The sequence below is a fragment of the Mitsuokella apri genome (genome assembly GCF_047974105.1).
Classification (GTDB): Bacteria; Bacillota; Negativicutes; order Selenomonadales; family Selenomonadaceae; genus Mitsuokella.
In genome coordinates this window covers 253,118-271,095 of record NZ_JBHYRS010000001.1, presented here as the reverse complement: position 1 = coordinate 271,095, position 17,978 = coordinate 253,118, and the positions used below count along the sequence as shown (strand labels likewise).

The following is a 17,978-nucleotide window of genomic DNA, read 5'->3' as shown; positions in this document are numbered from 1 at the left end:
CTATGAATCAGAATATCTGGCGCAAGCATGCCCTGCGTTATTTCCAGATTACACTGGGCTGCCTGCTCGTCTGTCTTGGCTTCAACCTCTTTTTGATACCGGCGCATCTCCTGACGGGCGGCATCAGCGGCGTTGCGCTCATCATTTACTACCTGACGGACCTGCCCGTCGGCATGCAGAACCTCGTTTACAATCTGCCGATTCTCTATCTTGCCTATCATGTTTTTGGCAAGCTCTATGCCGCGGACACGATTTTTGGCACAGTGGCCCTTTCCGTCATCCTCGATGCGACGCATTTTCTCGTCGGCTGGAGCATCTGTCAGGACCCCATGCTCAATTCGATTTTTGGCGGCGTGCTCGCCGGCGTCGGCTTCGGCATGGTCTTTCGCGCGAACGCCAACACGGGCGGTCTCGATGTCATCGCGGCCGTCACGAAGAAATATTATTCCGTCGATGTCGGTACGGTCGTTTTCATCCTGAACTTCCTGATTATCATGGGCTCGGTGGCCCTCTTTGGCATCGAGGTCGCACTGTTCAGCATCGTTTCGATTTATGTCACGGCGGAGCTCACGAACCGCGTGGCAGCCGGCCTCAACCGCGAGAAATCTATCTTCATCGTCTCGCCGCAGGCCAGGGCCATCTGCAGCGACATTATGGAGAATGTCCACCGCGGCGCGACATTTATCGACGGGCGCGGCGGTTTTGCCGAGGAGCCGAAGAATATTCTGTTCGTCGTCGTGAGCCTCACGCAGGTCAGCCGCGTCAAGACCATCGTCAATCATCACGACCCGCAGGCCTTCATGATTGTCTCGGATACGTCGGAAGTCTCGGGCAAGGGCTTTACGCTTGACTGCGAGAGCTACGAGGATGCCCGCCGCAAGTGGCAGCAGACGCACGAAAAGCAGCTGGCCTTTGAAAGCAGCCATGCACCGAAAGAGAAATAGTTGACGATATGGATTTTCGCGGCTATAATAAGTCATATGTAAATGCGTAAATCCGATGAAGGCAGAGCAGTAGGCAAAAGGAGCCCCAAGAGAGCCAGCGGCAGGTGAGAGCTGGCGGCAGAATTTGCTGAACTCACTGCTGAGGAGCTGCTGGGGAGGCCTTAAAGCCAAAACAGCTGACGTCAGCCGCGTTAAGGCTCCGAGAGGATGCTCAGGCATCAAGCAGGGTGGTACCGCGAATCATCGTCCCTGGCTGTCAGAAATGACGGCCGGGGACTTTTTATTTAGGAGGAAACAGCATGGAAAGATATTCGCCGCAGGACATCGAGGCAAAATGGCAGAAAAAATGGGAAGAGGGCAAGGTCTATAAGACAGAAGCAGACCCGAACCGCCCGAAGTATTATGCACTCGAGATGTTCCCGTATCCATCGGGCAATCTGCACATGGGTCATGTGCGCAACTACGCCATCGGCGACGTCATGGCGCGCTACAAGACGATGGAAGGCTTCAATGTGCTGCATCCGATGGGCTTTGACTCCTTCGGCATGCCGGCCGAGAACGCGGCCATCAAGCACGGCGTAAAACCGGCCGACTGGACGTACAGCAACATCGAGAACATGGAAAAGCAGCAGAAGAAGCTCGGCCTTTCCTACGACTGGGACCGCGAAGTCAAGACGTGCGACCCTTCCTATTATAAATGGACGCAGTGGCTCTTTGAGCTCTTCTACAAGCGCGGCCTCGCCTACAAGAAAAAAGCATCGGTCAACTGGTGCGATACGTGCGGCACGGTTCTCGCGAACGAGCAGGTCATCGACGGCAAGTGCTGGCGCTGCGACCATGAGGTCCACAAGAAAGACCTGTCGCAGTGGTTCCTCAAGATTACGGATTATGCCGATGTGCTCCTGAAGGACCTCGACAAGCTCAAGGGCTGGCCGGAGCGCGTCAAGACGATGCAGGACAACTGGATTGGCCGCAGCGAAGGCCTTGAGTTCAACCTCGAGGCACCGGAACTCGGCGAGAAAATCGCGGCTTACACGACGCGTCCGGATACGGTCTACGGCATCACGTTCCTCGCTCTCGCTGCCGAGCATCCGCTCGTCGACAAAATCTGCGAGAACAACCCGAAGGCTGAGGAAATCAAGTCTTTCGTCAAGCGCACGCGAAACCAGAGCGAGATTGAGCGCACGTCGAGCGAGTCCGAAAAAGAGGGTATCTTCACGGGTGCATACTGCATCAACCCGTTCAACGGCAATAAAGTCCAGATCTGGGTCACGAACTACGTTCTTGCCGACTACGGCACGGGCGCGGTCATCGGCGTTCCGTCCGAGGATTCGCGTGACTGGATGTTTGCGACGAAGTACAACATCCCGAAAATCATCACGCTGCAGCCGCGCGACCATGAGCTCAAGCTCGAAGAAATGACGGAAGCGTATACGGACAAGGACGGCGTGCTCGTCAACTCCGCGGAATTCACGGGCATGGACATCAAGGAAGCCATGAAGGGCATCATGGACAAGGCCGAAAAAGAGGGCTTTGGCAAGCGCCGCGTCAACTTCCGCCTGCGCGACTGGCTGATTTCGCGTCAGCGCTATTGGGGTGCACCGATTCCGGTCATCAACTGCCCGCACTGCGGCGAGGTGCTCGTACCGGAAAAAGACCTGCCGGTCATGCTGCCGGAAGATGTCTCGTTTGAGCAGGGCTCGCTTTCGCCGCTGGCGTCGAGCGAGAGCTTCGTGCACTGCAAGTGCCCGAAATGCGGCGCCGACGCGACGCGCGAGACGGATACGATGGATACGTTCATCTGCTCCTCGTGGTATTACCTGCGCTATACGGACCCGCACAACGACAAGGAGCCGTTCGCGAAGGATAAAGTCAACTACTGGGCTCCTGTCGACCAGTACATCGGCGGCATCGAACATGCCATCCTGCATCTCTTGTACTCGCGCTTCTTCACGAAGGTTCTGCATGATGCCGGCCTCGTCGACTTCGATGAGCCGTTCACGAACCTTCTGACGCAGGGCATGGTCCTCAAAGACGGCTCGAAGATGTCGAAGTCGAAGGGCAATGTCGTCTCGCCGGAAGAAATCATCGCGAAGTACGGCGCCGATACGGCCCGCCTCTTCATCCTGTTCGCCGCACCTGTCGACCGCGACCTCGAGTGGAGCGACCAGGGCGTTGAAGGCTCGTACCGCTTCCTGAACCGCGTATGGCGCATCCTCGGCCATTTCGAAGAGGACATCAAGAACGGTGCGGATGATTACGATGTCACGAAGCTCACAAAGGAAGAGAAAGACCTGCGCCGCATCCTGCACGTGACGATCCGCAAAGTCACGGAAGATGTGCGCGACCGCTTCATGTTCAACACGGCCGTTTCGTCCATCATGGAGCTCGTCAATGCTTTCTATGGCTTCCAGGATAAAGAAATCAACGCAGGCCTTGCGCGTGAAGTCGCCAAGAACCTCATCAAGCTGCTCGCCCCGTTCGCCCCGCATATCACGGAAGAACTCTGGAGCCGCCTGTTTGCAGGTCAGGGCAGCGTTCATCAGCAGAAGTGGCCGACGTATGACGAAGCCGCGACGAAGCTCGATGAGATCGAGATCGTCCTGCAGATCAACGGCAAAGTCCGCGACAAAATCACGATTCCTGCGGACACGGACCGCGACGGCATGAAGGCCATCGCCATGGACCTGCCGCGCACGAAGGAACTCACGGCCGGCAAACAGATTGTCAAAGTCATCTGCGTGCCGAAGAAGCTCGTCAATATCGTCGTCAAAGGCTGAGTTGATTAAGCTGTAATATCGAAATCCGCCATCTGAAAGAGGGAAGGGAACTCTCTCTATCAGATGGTGGATTTTTTTTGTCCGGACGTATATAATGGAGTTACGTTTGACAATGGATAATATTTTTTGATTACGGGAGGGACCGCGATGGCGATGGTGCCAAAACTCAATACAATGCATTTTGATAAGGAGACGCCTTTTCAGGTAGTGGCGCCGTTTGAGCCGATGGGCGACCAGCCGCAGGCGATCGAAGAACTGGCACAAGGCGTAAAAAACGGGCAGCAGGCACAGGTGCTTTTAGGTGCGACGGGCACGGGCAAGACGTATACGATTGCGAAGGTCATCGAGAAGGTCCAGAAGCCGACGCTCGTCATCGCGCATAATAAGACTCTCGCTGCGCAGCTCGCGAGCGAGTTCAAGGCGTTTTTCCCGCATAATTACGTCGGCTACTTTGTCAGCTATTACGATTTTTATCAGCCGGAGGCCTACATCGCTTCGACGGATACGTACATCGAGAAGGATGCTTCGATTAACGATGAAATCGATGAACTGCGCCACAGCGCGACGTGCTCGCTTTTCGAACGGCGCGATGTCATCATCGTCGCGTCGGTCTCGTGTATCTACGGTCTCGGCTCGCCGGAAAGCTACCATGAGATGGTGCTTTCGCTGCATAAGGGACAGGAAGTTGACCGCGATGCGATACTCCGCAAGCTCGTCTCCATCCGCTATGAGCGCAACGATGTGGCGTTCGAGCGCGGCCAGTTCCGCGTGCGCGGCGATGTCATCGAGGTCTTTCCGGCCGGCTACAACAACCGCGCTGTGCGCATCGAACTCTTCGGCGATGAGGTCGACCGCATCGTTGAATTCGATGTCGTGACGGGCGAAGTCTACGGCGAGCGCACGCATTCGATGATTTTCCCGGCTTCGCATTATGTCACGGAGGAGGAAGACCTCAAGATTGCGATGAAGGACATCGAAGCGGAAATGGAGGAGCAGGTCCGGAAATTCAAGGCTGAAGGAAAGCTTCTGGAGGCACAGCGCATCGAGCAGCGCACGCGCTACGACCTCGAGATGATGCAGGAAATGGGCTACTGCTCGGGCATCGAGAACTACTCGCGCCATCTGACACACCGCAAAGCCGGCGAAGCGCCGTACACGCTGCTCGACTATTTCCCAGAGGATTTCCTCATTGTCATGGACGAGAGCCACGTGACGCTGCCGCAGCTCCACGCGATGTACGCGGGCGACCGCAGCCGCAAAGTCTCGCTCGTCGAGAATGGCTTCCGCCTGCCATCGGCCTTTGACAACCGTCCGCTGACGTTTGAAGAATTCGCCGCGCGCATCAACCAGATTATCTTTGTCTCGGCGACGCCGGGCAAATACGAGCTTGAGCATGCGCAGCAGGTAGCCCAGCAGATTATTCGCCCGACAGGCCTTCTCGACCCGGAAATCGAAGTGCGGCCTTTGGAAGGCCAGATTGATGACCTGCTCGCGGAGATTAAACTTCGCATTGAGCGCCATGAACGCGTGCTCGTCACGACCCTGACGAAGAAGATGGCGGAAAATCTCACAGACTACTTCACGGAAGTCGGTGTCAAGGTCCGCTATCTCCATTCGGACATCGCAACAATCGAGCGTGCGGAAATCATCCACGACCTGCGCGCCGGCGAATTCGACGTGCTCGTCGGCATCAATCTGCTGCGCGAGGGCCTCGATATGCCGGAGGTCTCGCTCATCGCCATCCTCGATGCGGATAAAGAGGGGTTCCTGCGCAGTGATACTTCTCTCATACAGATTATCGGCCGCGCCGCGCGCAACGCGAACGGCCATGTCATCATGTACGCGGACCGCATCACGGATTCGATGAAGCGCGCGATAGATGAGACGGCCCGCCGCCGCGAGATACAGGATGCCTACAACAAGGCCCATGGCATTGTGCCGAAGACCATCGTCAAGCCCATCAAGCCGCTCATCGAAACGACGCTCGTGGCGGAGAGCGGCGGCAAGTACGAGGTCAAGAAAGGCAAAAAGAAACTCACGAAGAAGGATAAGGAAAAACTCATCAAGACGCTGACACGTGAGATGCAGCAGGCGTCGCGGGCCCTCGAATTTGAGCGGGCGGCCGAGCTTCGCGATATGATTCTCGAGCTCGACGGCAGCCTGCCCGGTGCGAAAAAGTGACAAATACCTTGGGATAGGCGTGAGAAGACGATATAAGAAGACTATATAATAGGAAGGAAGATTTTTTTGACCTTGAGTCCAAAACAGAAATTATTTTTGACCGTGTTCCTCGGCATCATGACGGCGATGGCGCCGCTCTCGACCGATATGTACCTGCCGGCTCTGCCGGAGTTTGTCGAGGCCTTTGGCATTTCGGCGTCACTCGCGCAGCTGACTCTGACCATGACGATGCTCGGCATGGCCTTTGGCCAGATTTTCATGGGGCCGCTTTCCGACCGGTTCGGCCGCAGAAAGCCATTGCTTATCGGCATGGCCGTGTTTACGGCGGCAAGCCTTGGGGCATATCTGTCAGAGAATATTTCTTCCTTTCTCGTGTTCCGCTTCCTGCAGGGCTTCAGCGGTGCAAGCGGCATCGTCATCGCGCGGGCGATTGCGCGCGATGTGGCAGAGGGGCCGGAACTCACGCGCTTTTTCGCCATCCTGATGCTCGTCAACGGCCTCGCGCCAATCTTAGCGCCGGTCATCGGCGGTCAGGTCCTGCGCTTTACGAGCTGGCGCGGTATTTTTGCCCTGCTCGTGCTCATTGGCGTGGCGCAGTTCGTTTCGACGCTGATTTACCGCGAGACACTGAAACCTGCCGAGCGCATTAAAAGCGTCGGGCAGTCCTTTGCCAAATTCCCGCAGCTCGTGCGCGACCGTTATTTTATTGGCCACTGCCTGCTGCAGCTGTTCTTTTTTGGTTCGTTCTTTTCCTATATTGGCGGCAGCTCCTTTGTATTTCAGAATGTCTACCATGTTTCGGCGCAGATGTACAGCCTGATTTTTGGCGGCATCGGCGTCGGCCTCTTTTTGGCGGGCACGGTGCCGGCCCGTTTTGCCGGCCGCGTGCCCGATGAGAAGCTCTTGGAGTACTCCCTGTTTCTGCCGCTTGTTGGTTCCGCGCTGCTGCTCGCTGGTTTCGCTTTCGGCGCGCCCATCTGGTACACGCTGCCCGTGCTCTTCGTCACGATTGTGCCGCTTTCCGTCATGGGCACGGCGAGTTTCTCGCTCGCGCTCTCGCGGCAGGGGAAAAATGCCGGCTCGGCCAGTGCTCTCTTGGGCTTCAGTCAGATGATTCTCGGCGGTGCGATGATGCCGCTCGTCGGCATTGCCGGTGACAGCAATCCGCTGCCCATGGGCATTTTGATGCTCAGCGGCTATCTGTTGAGCATTCTCGTTTACTACACGATGATTCATCAAAAAGCTTGAGTATATATTATAGAAGGTTTTAGTATGGAAAAATACATTAAGATTCGGGGCGCCAGAGCCCACAACCTAAAAAATATCAATGTCGATATCCCGCGCGACAAGCTCGTCGTCATCACGGGCCTTTCGGGCTCGGGCAAGTCGTCCTTGGCCTTTGATACGATTTATGCCGAAGGACAGCGCCGCTATGTCGAGTCACTGTCGTCGTATGCACGTCAGTTCCTCGGGCAGATGGACAAGCCCGATGTCGACCAGATTGACGGCCTTTCGCCAGCCATCTCCATCGACCAGAAGACGACGAGCCACAATCCGCGTTCGACGGTTGGCACGGTCACGGAGATTTACGATTATCTGCGCCTGCTCTTTGCGCGCGCCGGCCATCCGCACTGCCCAAAATGCGGCAAACCCATCACGCAGCAGACCGTCGACCAGATGATGGATCAAATCAAGGAACTGCCGGAACGCACGAAACTGCTGATTATGGCGCAGGTCGTGCGCGGCAAGAAGGGCGAGCATAAGAAGATTCTCGCGCACATTCGTCATGAAGGTTATGTACGCGTGCGCATCGACGGCGAGGTCATGGACGTCGGCGAGGACATCCAGCTCGAAAAAAATAAAAAACACACGATTGAAGTCGTCATCGACCGTCTCGTCGTGCGCGAGGGCATGGAGACGCGCCTTGCAGATTCCTTGGAGACGGCCCTGAAGCTCGGCGACGGCGTTGCCTATGTCCAGATTGTCGGGGGCGAGCTTTTGATGTTCAGTGAGAATTTCGCCTGTGTGGACTGCGGCATCAGCCTGCCGGAAATCACGCCGCGCATGTTTTCGTTCAATAATCCGTACGGTGCCTGCCCCGTCTGCACGGGCCTCGGCAGCCATATGGAGTTCGACGAGGAGCTCGTGCTGCCGGACCCCGCGCTTTCCGTCGGCGAAGGCGTCTTTGCGCCGCTGTCGAAGAACCTCCATTCGTACGCGATGTGCGTGATGAAGGCCATACTCGAAAACCGCGGCTATACACTTGAGACGCCGTGGCGGGAGCTCGACAAAAAGACGCAGCAGGTGCTCCTGCACGGCTCGGGCGAGGAGCGTTTCAAATTCCGCTATACGAATATGTTCGGCGAGGACAAGGAATACTTCGTGCCGTTTGAGGGCGTGCTGCCGCTGCTCGCGCGCCGCTATCAGGAGACGGACAGCGACGAGATGCGCGAGTCGTACGAAAACTACATGACGGAAATCCCGTGCAAGGCCTGCCACGGCGCAAGGCTCAAGCCCGAGACGCTTGCGGTCACGGTGGGCGGCAAAAATATCGACGAGGTCACGCGCATGACGATTCGTCAGGCCGATGCATTTTTTGAGCAGCTGACGCTGACGCCGCGCGAGGCAAAAATTGCCGCGCAGATCTTAAAGGAAATCCACGCAAGGCTGAATTTCCTCCTAAATGTCGGACTCGACTACCTGACGCTCGCGCGTTCGGCAGGGACGCTCTCGGGCGGCGAGGCCCAGCGCATCCGCCTCGCGACGCAGATCGGTTCGGGGCTGCAGGGGGTGCTCTACGTCCTCGATGAGCCGAGCATCGGCCTGCATCAGCGCGACAACAATCGCCTGCTCGCGACCTTGAAGCATCTGCGCGACCTCGGCAATACGCTGATTGTCGTCGAGCACGATGAAGATACAATGTACGCGGCTGACCACATCATCGACATCGGGCCGGGGGCCGGCGCGCACGGCGGACAGGTCGTCGCCGAGGGCACGGCCGAAGAAATTAAAGAGAATCCCAATTCCATCACGGGTGCGTATCTCTCGCGCCGCAAATTCATCCCGGTGCCTTCTAAGCGCCGTCCGGGCAATGGCAAATTCCTCGAGGTCGTCGGGGCGGCCGAAAATAATCTCAAGAACATCAACGTGCGTTTCCCGCTCGGCACCTTAACGCTCGTCACGGGCGTCTCGGGCTCGGGCAAGTCGACGCTCATTAATGAGATTCTCTACAAGGGCATCGCTTCGCGTCTTTACCACGCGAAGGGCAAGCCGGGCAAACACAAGAAAATTAAAGGTCTTGAGAACATCGACAAGATCATCGACATCGACCAGCAGCCGATTGGCCGCACGCCGCGCTCCAACCCGGCGACGTACACGGGCGTTTTTGATGCCATCCGCGAGCTCTTCAGCCAGACGAGCGAAGCGCGCATGCGCGGTTATAAGGCAGGCCGCTTCAGCTTCAACGTCAAGGGCGGACGCTGCGAGGCGTGCAAGGGCGACGGCATTTTAAAAATCGAGATGCATTTTCTGCCCGATGTCTATGTGCCCTGTGAAGTCTGCAAGGGCGCGCGCTACAACCGCGAGACGCTCGAAGTACGCTATAAGGGCAAAAATATCTCAGAAGTCCTCGACATGACGATTGATGAAGCCGTGGAATTCTTTGCCAATGTGCCGCGCATTGCGCGCAAGCTCAAAATTATTCAGGATGTCGGCCTTGGCTACATCAAGCTCGGCCAGCCGGCGACGACGCTTTCGGGCGGCGAGGCCCAGCGCGTCAAGCTCGCGACGGAACTTTCGCGCCGCTCGACGGGCAAGACGCTCTACATCCTCGACGAGCCGACGACGGGCCTGCACACTGCGGATATCCACAAACTGCTCGACATTCTGCAGCGCCTTGTCGATGGCGGCGATACGGTCGTCGTCATCGAGCACAATCTCGACGTCATCAAGACGGCCGATTACATCATCGACCTCGGCCCCGAAGGCGGCGACAAGGGCGGCACGATTGTCGCGGCAGGCAGGCCGGAAGATATCGTCAAGGTGCCGGCCTCGTATACGGGCAAATTCCTGAAACCTCTGCTCGAAGAAAAAAATGGCTGACGCAAAATGCACTCTTGCCATCTTTGCGGATACTCTCTATAATGAAGGCAGATTCATACCATTTCGTTTCAGGAGATGTTTATTTCGATAGGAGGGAAAATCATGGACGCATTAAAAGCAATCCTCACGGCCTTTGCCGGTGTCGGCGTCGCCCTCGGCGGCACGTTCTTTGTCATCGTCGCAGCTGCCGTGATCCTCGGCCTGTTCCTCACGGGAATTTTTGCGATGGTCGGACTTTCCATCACGATGCTCGCCGTTGCCATCGAAGTCGGCCTCGCCTACATCGTGGGCTGTGTCATTCACTACATCGCCCTGCGCGTGCTCGGCTGGCTCTACGATACAACCCATGCAAACTGGCTCGCGGATTACTATCACCGCAACACCGCAGCCGTAGTCGTCGCCGTAGCCGGTGTGCTCTGGATTTGGTTTGGCTGAGGCATTGGCTTTGCTAAGACATGATAAATCAATTAAAATAGTTGACGAAAAAAATAGACGAGCGTAAGATATTTTCATAATGTCGTACGCAAATCGTGAGTCAAAGGGGACTTGCCATAAGCGCAGCTTCAGCCTGCTGCGCGGAGCGTTGGCAAGTCCCCTTTGACGTCTTTTCTGCTGGATGTATGTTATGCGCCCCTCTTTTGGAGCACGGGGCGTTTTTCTTTTAGTTTTATCGTGAGGGAGAGGAATTCATGGAGATTTCGTTATTTCAGCTCGTCGTCATCTGTGCGACAATTGCCGTGGTCTTGGGTTTTGGCATCCGCGCGGCAGGTTCGGTCCATTCGACTAAGGGCTTCAGCGTCGGCGGGCGCTCGGCCGGTGTGCCGCTCGTCGCGGGCGGCATTGCGGGCACGTGCGTGGGCGGCGGCGCCACCGTCGGTACGGCACAGCTCGCGGCGACGGCGGGGCTCTCGGCCTGGTGGTTCACGATTGGTTCGGGCGTTGGCCTCATCATCATGGGACTTTTTTATGCGAGACCCCTGCGCAAAACGGCCTTGGAGACGATTCCGCAGTTCCTCGCGCAGAATTTTGGCCTGACCTGCGGCGTGTTCTCGAGCATCGTCTCGTCCATCGGTATTCTCTTCAGCGCCGTCGCGAGCTGCCTGCCGGCCATTTACATCGTTTCGGCGATTTTTGGCATTTCGTTCTTTCCGTCGACGATCCTTTTGATTCTTGCGGTCGCGGCCTATGCGTTTTTCGGCGGCATGAAGAGTGCCGGTGTCGGCGGCATCCTCAAGATGATTGTCATCTGGGTGACCATGGCCATCGCCGGAGCCATGGCCGCACATTCGCTTTTCGCGGATGCTGCAGTAGCAGCGGCTATTCCGGACGGCACGTTTAACCTGCTGCACGGCGATACGGGCCATATCCTCGCAAATTTCCTGTCCGTCGTTATCGGCATGCTCTGCACGCAGTCGTACATTCAGGCGATTTTTTCGGCTTCGAACCCGCGCACGGCCTCGGTCGCCGCCTTTTTTGCCGCGCTCATCAGCCTGCCGGTCGGACTGCCGTGTGCCCTCGTCGGCATCTACATGCATGCAGCTCATCCGGAAGTCACGCCAATCCTCTCGCTGCCTGTCTACCTTTTGACGGAGCAGCCGTCGCTCCTCGGCGGCATTGCGATGGGCGGCATTATGCTGTCTCTGATTGGCTCGATTGCCGGCCTCTCGCTCGGCATCGGCACGATGCTTTCGCGCGATATTTTCCACCGCGCCCGCGTGACGCTGCGTGCCCGCAAAATTCACAAGCTCGCCGATGACCCCGAGCAGCAGGAAATCGACATCACGGAAATTCCGACCGTCAATCATCCGTATCATTTCTCCGAACTCGCCGTCACGCGGGCCATCGTGCTCGCGGTGATTGCCCTCGCGGCCTTCATTGCCTTTGCCAACGAAGGCTCGCAGGTCCTGTTCTGGAACTACCTTTCCATGGCCCTGCGCAGCGGCGGTATTTTCCTGCCGCTGAGTTTTGCCATCTTTGCGCCGCATACCGTGACAAATATCGGTGCGACGCTCTCGATGGCACTTTCGACAGCCGCTGCTCTCGCCGTTGTTTTCCTCGGCGCCGCCGGCAATCCATTGTTCTTCGGCCTTGCGGTCAGCGCTCTTCTGATTGTGCCGAGCTATCTGCGCCATCGGCAGAATTCGGCACAGACCTCTGCCAAATAAATCTTCAAAAAATCAACAAAATCAACAAAATCAACAAAATCAATAGAAGCGACAAGTCATGAAAAGACACGCTGCAGCAAAGCCCTGCAGCGTGCCTTTTGCTGTTTTAGTCCATTAGGGGGGGACATTATTCCGGTGATGGACAGATTTGTGCAAACAATATGTTTTAATTGTGCTATAATACTATTAGATAAGAAAAATAAAGCGGAGTATCTCTTTTCAAATAGAAGCGAAAGGAATAGGAGGGAAGTTTTTGGTGATGAGAGGGATAGTCTGGTTTGTTTTGTCTTTGCAAAACCGGGTAAGATAGGATGAGTAAGATGGAAAACAGCTGGACACCTGATGTTTACAACGATATTCCAGTGGCGTATGTCGTTTATAAGGTACTTTTTGCAGAGGATGGTGAGACCGTAAAGAACACGCAGTATGTTTATGCCAACCGGCTTTACTGCGAGATGGCAGGGAAGAGTCAGGCAGAGCTCGTTGGCAGCCTGTTCCTGTCCTCTTACGATAAGGCGGACCCGCACTGGCTGACGTACTGCGAACAGGCCATTAAGACAGGACGGCCGGTTCACGACAGCATTTATGCGCAGGAAATCCAGCATTGGCTGGACTTTACGGTCATGCCGCTCGCGAAACCTGGCTATGTGGCGTATACCTTTATGAATATCGATGCGGACCGTGCCTATAAGATGAACATGGAGCGGCGGGATGCCTCGCAGAAGGCTATCTTGAATATTTCGAAAATACTTAATAATGATGAGGAGTATGAGACTTCGATGAACCATGCGCTGCAGGAACTCAGTCGTGTCATTCATCCCGATAGGCTGTACATCCTCGAAACAGACGGCAAAACGGTCTCGAATACGTTTGAATGGTGTGCGGAAGGCATCACGCCGGAGATTGACACGCTGCAGGATCTCGACTACGAGGAGTACATTGGCGGCTGGGAGAAATTCCTCAAGGACTCGCCGAATGTCCTCATCGAGGATATCGAGACGCTCAAGGAGGATGACCCCGTTGATTATTACAATCTGAAGCGGCAGGGCATCAAACGGATTCTCGACGTGCCGTTTTATCACGATGGCAGGCTCATCGGCTACCTCGGGGCGGATAATTACGAAGTGAGCGACCTCATCAATACGGCAGATATTTTGGAGACGGTTTCGTACTTTATCGCCTCCAAGATCACGAATCACAGTCTCATGACCGAGCTCGAGAGGCTGAGCCGCTACGATTCTCTGACCGGCCTGCATAACCGCAATGCCCTGACCGAAAAAATGGATGCCATGCAGCAGTGCACTTATAGTGTCGGTGTGGTGTATGCCGACCTCAACGGGCTCAAGGAAATCAACGACAACTTTAGCCATGGTGCCGGTGACAGGGCCCTGCAGCGGGCCGCCGCCATTTTGACGGAGTGCTATGGCGTGGAAAATACGTACCGTGCCGGCGGCGATGAATTCGTCGTTTTAGTGCCGCTCATCACGAAAATCGATTTTCAAAGCAGCCTCAGCCGTCTGCGGGAGAAACTGCAGCAGGAAAAAGAGATCTCTGTGGCCGTCGGCGGTCACTGGATTGCCGACAGCACGAAGCTCAATGAAGCGCTGCGCGTCACCGACTGCCGTATGTATCATGATAAAGTCGAGTATTACAATCGGCGCGACAAGGGCACTGGCCACCGCGCCGCACGCCACGCCCAGCCCCTCAGGCTGGTGGATAAAGCGTAAATTATGCTGCCCTTTCCAGACAAAAGGAAAGAAATAAGCAAACAAAATGTTTTCTTTATGTTATAATGAAAGCAGAGAAATAAAATGAAACAGATTATCTCTTTCGGATATGAGCAAAGCTTTTTGCGGTATCTGAGCAGATGGTCTGTTTTGTTTTGGCAAGACGGAATAAGATAGGATGAGTAAGATGGAAAACAGCTGGACACCTGATGTTTATAACGATGTTCCGGTGGCCTATGCCGTTTTTAAGGTGTTTTTTGCCGAGGACGGCGAGACGGTAAAGGATACACAGTATGTTTATGTCAATCGTCTTTACTGCGAGCTGGCGGGGAAAAGCCAGCAGGAGCTCATCGGCAGTATGTTTATGTCCTCATTTGAAGAGGCCGATCCCTGCTGGATGACGTACTGCGGGCAGGCTATCAAGACGGGGCGGCCCATCCGCGACAGCGTTTATGCGCCGGAAATTCAGCACTGGCTTGATTTTACGATTATGCCGCTGTCTCGTCCGGGCTATGTGTCCTATACCTTTATGAATATCGATGCCGACCGTGCATATAAGCTGAACATGGAGCAGCGCGATGCCTCGCAGAAGGCCATATTGAGCATTTCCAAAATCCTCAATAATGAAGAAGATTATGAGACTTCGATGAATCACGCGCTGCAGGAACTCAGCCGTGTCATTCATCCCGACAGACTTTATATCCTCGAAACGGACGGCAAAACGGTCTCGAATACGTTTGAATGGTGCGCAGAGGGCATCACGCCGGAGATTGACACGCTGCAGAATCTCGACTGCAGGGAATATCTCAGCGGTTGGGAGAAAATGCTTAAGGATGTACCCTACGTGCTTATCGAGAAACTCGAAGCGTTCAAGGCCTATGACCCTGCGGCCTATGACATCTTAAAACGGCAGGGCATAGAAAGGCTCATCGCCGTGCCGTTCTATCACGATGGCAGCTGCATCGGCTATCTCGGGGCCGATAATTACGAAGTCAGTGACCTTATCAATACCGCAGATATCTTGGAGACGGTCTCGTATTTTATCGCTTCGAAAATCACAAATCACAGTCTCATGGCGGAGCTCGAGCGTCTGAGCCGCTACGATTCCCTGACCGGTCTTCATAACCGCAACGCGCTGATCGAGAAAATGGATGCCGTGCAGCAGAGCGCGTGCAGCGTCGGCGTCGTTTATGCGGACCTCAACGGCCTCAAGGAAATCAACGACAACTTTGGCCATGAGGCCGGCGACAGGGCCCTGCAGCGGGCCGCAGCCATTTTGACGGAGTGCTATGGCGTGGAAAATACCTACCGCGCCGGCGGCGACGAGTTCGTCGTGCTCGTGCCGCTCATCAAAAAAATCGATTTTGTGAACAGCTTTAAGCGCCTTCGTGAAAAACTGGAGCAGGAAAAGGAGATTTTTGTCGCCGTGGGCAGCGACTGGACCGCGGACAGCAGGACGCTCAACGAAGCGCTGCGCATCACCGACCGCCGCATGTATCACGACAAAGTGGAATACTACAACCGCTGCGGCAAAGGCGATGGCTGCCGCTGTGTTCATCATGTCCCGTTAAAGGACTTGGCGAGTGAAGCCTGAGCCGATTTCAAGTGTTTATTCTAATTTAACAAAAATAACGCCATGATTCAGAGTGTATTTTGAATCATGGCGTTATTTTTGTTGCTGTTGTATAAATTCAAAGTTCATTTGATTTTGGATGCGTGCTTTTGCTTTTGAAGAGAGAACGCGGTATTGCATTAAAAAGGATAGCTCTGATTCTGATAAATCCATGGCGGTTTGTGTCATTTCATTGCCGAGCAGAAAATCTGTAGATACATGGAGAGCTTGTGCGATGTGCAGGAGTGTCTGGTAATCCGGTTCACGTTCACTGGTTTCATATTTTGACAGTGTAAAATAACTTAACTGCAATTTTTTCGCCAAATCGTTGCGCGAAATGTCCAAACATTCCCTGGCATAACGAATGCGGTCGCCAAATTTCACCCATATCCCTCCCTGTTTGTCCCGATTATACTATAAGAACAGGCAAATCTCTTAGTATTGCTCAAAACGGAAAGACTTGAAAATGTATTGTACAAAATGTATAATTTTATAATACGAATCTAATCGGAATCAAGTTTTTTCATAATGGTTAGGAGATGTTGTCGGTGAAGAAATGGTGCCCTAAGACCGTTTTTATCTACGCAAGCGGTGCACTGGCTGGGTATGCTTTGTTGGAACTATTGATTTATTTAATTTTTCCATTTTGGAAAGTAAAATCGGGTGATCTGGCCTTGTGTGTGCTTGTTTTGACTTTTGCCTGTGCATGCCTGACCGGGAAAAAGCAGTTTCTGATGCGGTCCTTTTGTACTGCCGTTTTATTGATGTCGCCTGCATTTATTGGTTTGCTGGCCAAGCAGCCTTTGCCGCTGCCCATGCAGTACAGAACGATTGCGTTCTCTTTGATAATTTCAGGGGCATTTTTCCTCCTGCAGTCTTTACTGCCATTGGGGAAAATAAGAAGAATCGTATCAATATTTTTTTATGCAATTGTATTTTTAGTGTTTCTTCTGCCATGGGGATATTTCTTTGCTTCTCACAGTTTGCTTAACGCTACGGCTGTTCTGGCTGTGTTTCAGACGAATCCGGCAGAGGCTAAGAGTTATTTGCTTGACTTTATGCCATGGCAGGCGTGGGGCGTTATGGCTGTTTTGCTGTCGGCCTACGTCTTTATACTGCGCCAATGGCAGCCGTCTTTGGTTTGCCTGAGGGATTCTCTAAAAAATCGTTGGGGATTCATGCTGGTCGTATTTTGCATTTTGCTGACAGGATATTCCTTATATCGCACGCGCGATAACTTTTATAAACATCTTGCATGGGAATCCCAGCGCGGTTTGCAGGCCTATCGTGATTTTACACTTTATAGGAACGCAAGGGCAGCGGCTCTGAAAGACAATCTTGCCGGCATCAGCAGTGGGCGTGACGGCGTTTATATACTTGTGATTGGAGAATCGCAAAACAAGATGCACATGTCAGCGTATGGTTATGATAAAGAGACAACTCCGTGGCTTGACCAGATGAAGAATGATACGCACACGGTATTTTTCACGGATGCCCGCTCTTGTCATACACATACGGTACCAGTTCTTTCCTATGCATTGACTGCTAAAAATCAATATGACCAGCGTGACTTAGCAAAATCTACAACTTTAATTGAAGCAGCGAAAGCGGCCGGCTATGAAACAGTCTGGCTCAGCAATCAGGTTCGCTATGGTGCATGGGATACACCGACTTCAGCGATTGCCAGCGAGGCTGATGAACAAGAATGGCTTAATACACATGTTGGCGAAACAACCGAGACAGCTGTATACGATGGCGCATTGGCTGATCATTTGGCACAAATTAAGCCGACTGATAAAATGCTCATCGTGATTCATCTTATGGGGAATCATGGCAGCTATGCTGATCGTTATCCGAAGGATTTTGCTGTAGAACAAGGGGCGACGGCTGAATACGATAACAGCATTCTTTACAACGATTACGTTGTGCAGCATCTTTATGACACGGCGAAACAGATGCCGAATTTTCAGGGAATGGTGTATTTTGCAGACCATGCCGATGATGTTGACCGCAATATTGGGCACGATGCCAGCCGCTTTACGCAGGATATGACAAGAATTCCATTTTATATGATTTTTTCAGATGAGTACATGAGCAGAAATCCAGGTGTTCTTCATGAACTTAGAGAACATGCGCAGGTTCGTTTTACAAATGATTTGATCTATAATACAATGCTAGCTGTCATGGGGATTATGGTGCCGGATGATTATGAGGACAAGAATGACTTGACGAGTCCCGACTATGACAGTGACAAAGCAAGGTTCCGTACACTGCATGGTCAGAAGGAATTGGATTGAGGTACGGGAGAGACTTTAGGGAAAGAATTGCTTTTTGGGGTGTCTTGTGATAAGATAATTCCCGTATAGGACAAATTTTGTCAAAGACGATGACGAAGAGGAGTACGGATTGCTTCTGGCAAAGAGACGGGGCGGCTGGTGTGAGCTCTGGCAGGAGAATGCGGAAGGTAG

11 protein-coding genes and 2 other annotated features (1 of these 13 cut by a window edge) are annotated in these 17,978 nt (G+C 53.9%); of the genes, 10 read left to right on the top strand and 1 reads right to left on the bottom strand.

The window, feature by feature from the left end; translation table 11 throughout:
* The first annotated feature begins 2 nt into the window (after positions 1-2).
* The 9 genes from ACE419_RS01310 to ACE419_RS01270 all read left to right on the top strand — a co-directional run bounded on the left by ACE419_RS01310 (position 3) and on the right by ACE419_RS01270 (position 15,492).
* A complete protein-coding gene (locus ACE419_RS01310; protein WP_432646046.1) occupies positions 3-944 on the top strand; it encodes a YitT family protein in 942 nt (313 codons plus the stop codon).
* Positions 945-990: 46 nt separating this feature from the next.
* Positions 991-1,198 (top strand) — a binding site (T-box leader).
* Between the two features lie 45 nt (positions 1,199-1,243).
* Positions 1,244-3,724 (top strand): leucine--tRNA ligase, encoded by a 2,481-nt coding sequence (gene leuS, locus ACE419_RS01305; protein ID WP_432646045.1) that lies wholly within the window; start codon positions 1,244-1,246, stop codon positions 3,722-3,724.
* A gap of 147 nt (positions 3,725-3,871) precedes the next feature.
* Complete coding sequence (gene uvrB, locus ACE419_RS01300; RefSeq protein ID WP_435720764.1) at positions 3,872-5,905, top strand: excinuclease ABC subunit UvrB; 2,034 nt, start codon at positions 3,872-3,874, stop codon at positions 5,903-5,905.
* Between the two features lie 66 nt (positions 5,906-5,971).
* A complete protein-coding gene (locus ACE419_RS01295) occupies positions 5,972-7,153 on the top strand; it encodes a multidrug effflux MFS transporter (protein WP_503128866.1) in 1,182 nt (393 codons plus the stop codon).
* Between the two features lie 24 nt (positions 7,154-7,177).
* Positions 7,178-10,006: an excinuclease ABC subunit UvrA gene (gene uvrA, locus ACE419_RS01290; protein WP_435720763.1), complete on the top strand. Its 2,829-nt coding sequence runs from the start codon at positions 7,178-7,180 to the stop codon at positions 10,004-10,006.
* 102 nt (positions 10,007-10,108) lie between these two features.
* Positions 10,109-10,441, top strand: a complete 333-nt coding sequence (locus ACE419_RS01285) for a hypothetical protein (RefSeq protein ID WP_435720762.1) — start codon at positions 10,109-10,111, stop codon at positions 10,439-10,441.
* Between the two features lie 254 nt (positions 10,442-10,695).
* Complete coding sequence (locus ACE419_RS01280; RefSeq protein WP_432646040.1) at positions 10,696-12,171, top strand: sodium:solute symporter family protein; 1,476 nt, start codon at positions 10,696-10,698, stop codon at positions 12,169-12,171.
* A gap of 311 nt (positions 12,172-12,482) precedes the next feature.
* Entirely contained in the window at positions 12,483-13,898 is a 1,416-nt protein-coding gene (locus tag ACE419_RS01275) for a GGDEF domain-containing protein (protein WP_435720761.1), read from the top strand.
* Between the two features lie 178 nt (positions 13,899-14,076).
* The gene (locus ACE419_RS01270) at positions 14,077-15,492 is read left to right on the top strand and encodes a GGDEF domain-containing protein (protein ID WP_435720760.1); all 1,416 of its coding nucleotides are present in this window, start codon (positions 14,077-14,079) and stop codon (positions 15,490-15,492) included.
* A 72-nt stretch (positions 15,493-15,564) separates the two neighbouring features.
* Here ACE419_RS01270 and ACE419_RS01265 read toward each other — a convergent pair whose 3' ends face one another.
* On the bottom strand, positions 15,565-15,894 hold the full coding sequence (locus ACE419_RS01265) for a helix-turn-helix domain-containing protein (RefSeq protein WP_432646037.1): 330 nt from the start codon (positions 15,892-15,894) through the stop codon (positions 15,565-15,567).
* Between the two features lie 164 nt (positions 15,895-16,058).
* On the opposite strand from ACE419_RS01265, the gene ACE419_RS01260 reads away from it, so the two are divergent.
* Positions 16,059-17,807 carry a phosphoethanolamine transferase family protein gene (locus ACE419_RS01260; RefSeq protein ID WP_435720759.1) on the top strand — a complete coding sequence of 583 codons (1,749 nt, stop codon included), beginning with the start codon at positions 16,059-16,061 and terminating at the stop codon, positions 17,805-17,807.
* A gap of 80 nt (positions 17,808-17,887) precedes the next feature.
* Positions 17,888-17,978: a binding site (T-box leader), on the top strand; it runs 129 nt beyond the window's last position.

Bases quoted from the DNA above. Each gene is read 5' to 3' on its own strand.
- ACE419_RS01310 (WP_432646046.1), top strand. From the start codon at position 3: ATGAATCAGAATATCTGGCGCAAGCATGCCCTGCGTTATTTCCAGATT.
- leuS (WP_432646045.1), top strand. From the start codon at position 1,244: ATGGAAAGATATTCGCCGCAGGACATCGAGGCAAAATGGCAGAAAAAA.
- uvrB (WP_435720764.1), top strand. From the start codon at position 3,872: ATGGCGATGGTGCCAAAACTCAATACAATGCATTTTGATAAGGAGACG.
- uvrA (WP_435720763.1), top strand. From the start codon at position 7,178: ATGGAAAAATACATTAAGATTCGGGGCGCCAGAGCCCACAACCTAAAA.
- ACE419_RS01285 (WP_435720762.1), top strand. From the start codon at position 10,109: ATGGACGCATTAAAAGCAATCCTCACGGCCTTTGCCGGTGTCGGCGTC.
- ACE419_RS01280 (WP_432646040.1), top strand. From the start codon at position 10,696: ATGGAGATTTCGTTATTTCAGCTCGTCGTCATCTGTGCGACAATTGCC.
- ACE419_RS01275 (WP_435720761.1), top strand. From the start codon at position 12,483: ATGAGTAAGATGGAAAACAGCTGGACACCTGATGTTTACAACGATATT.
- ACE419_RS01270 (WP_435720760.1), top strand. From the start codon at position 14,077: ATGAGTAAGATGGAAAACAGCTGGACACCTGATGTTTATAACGATGTT.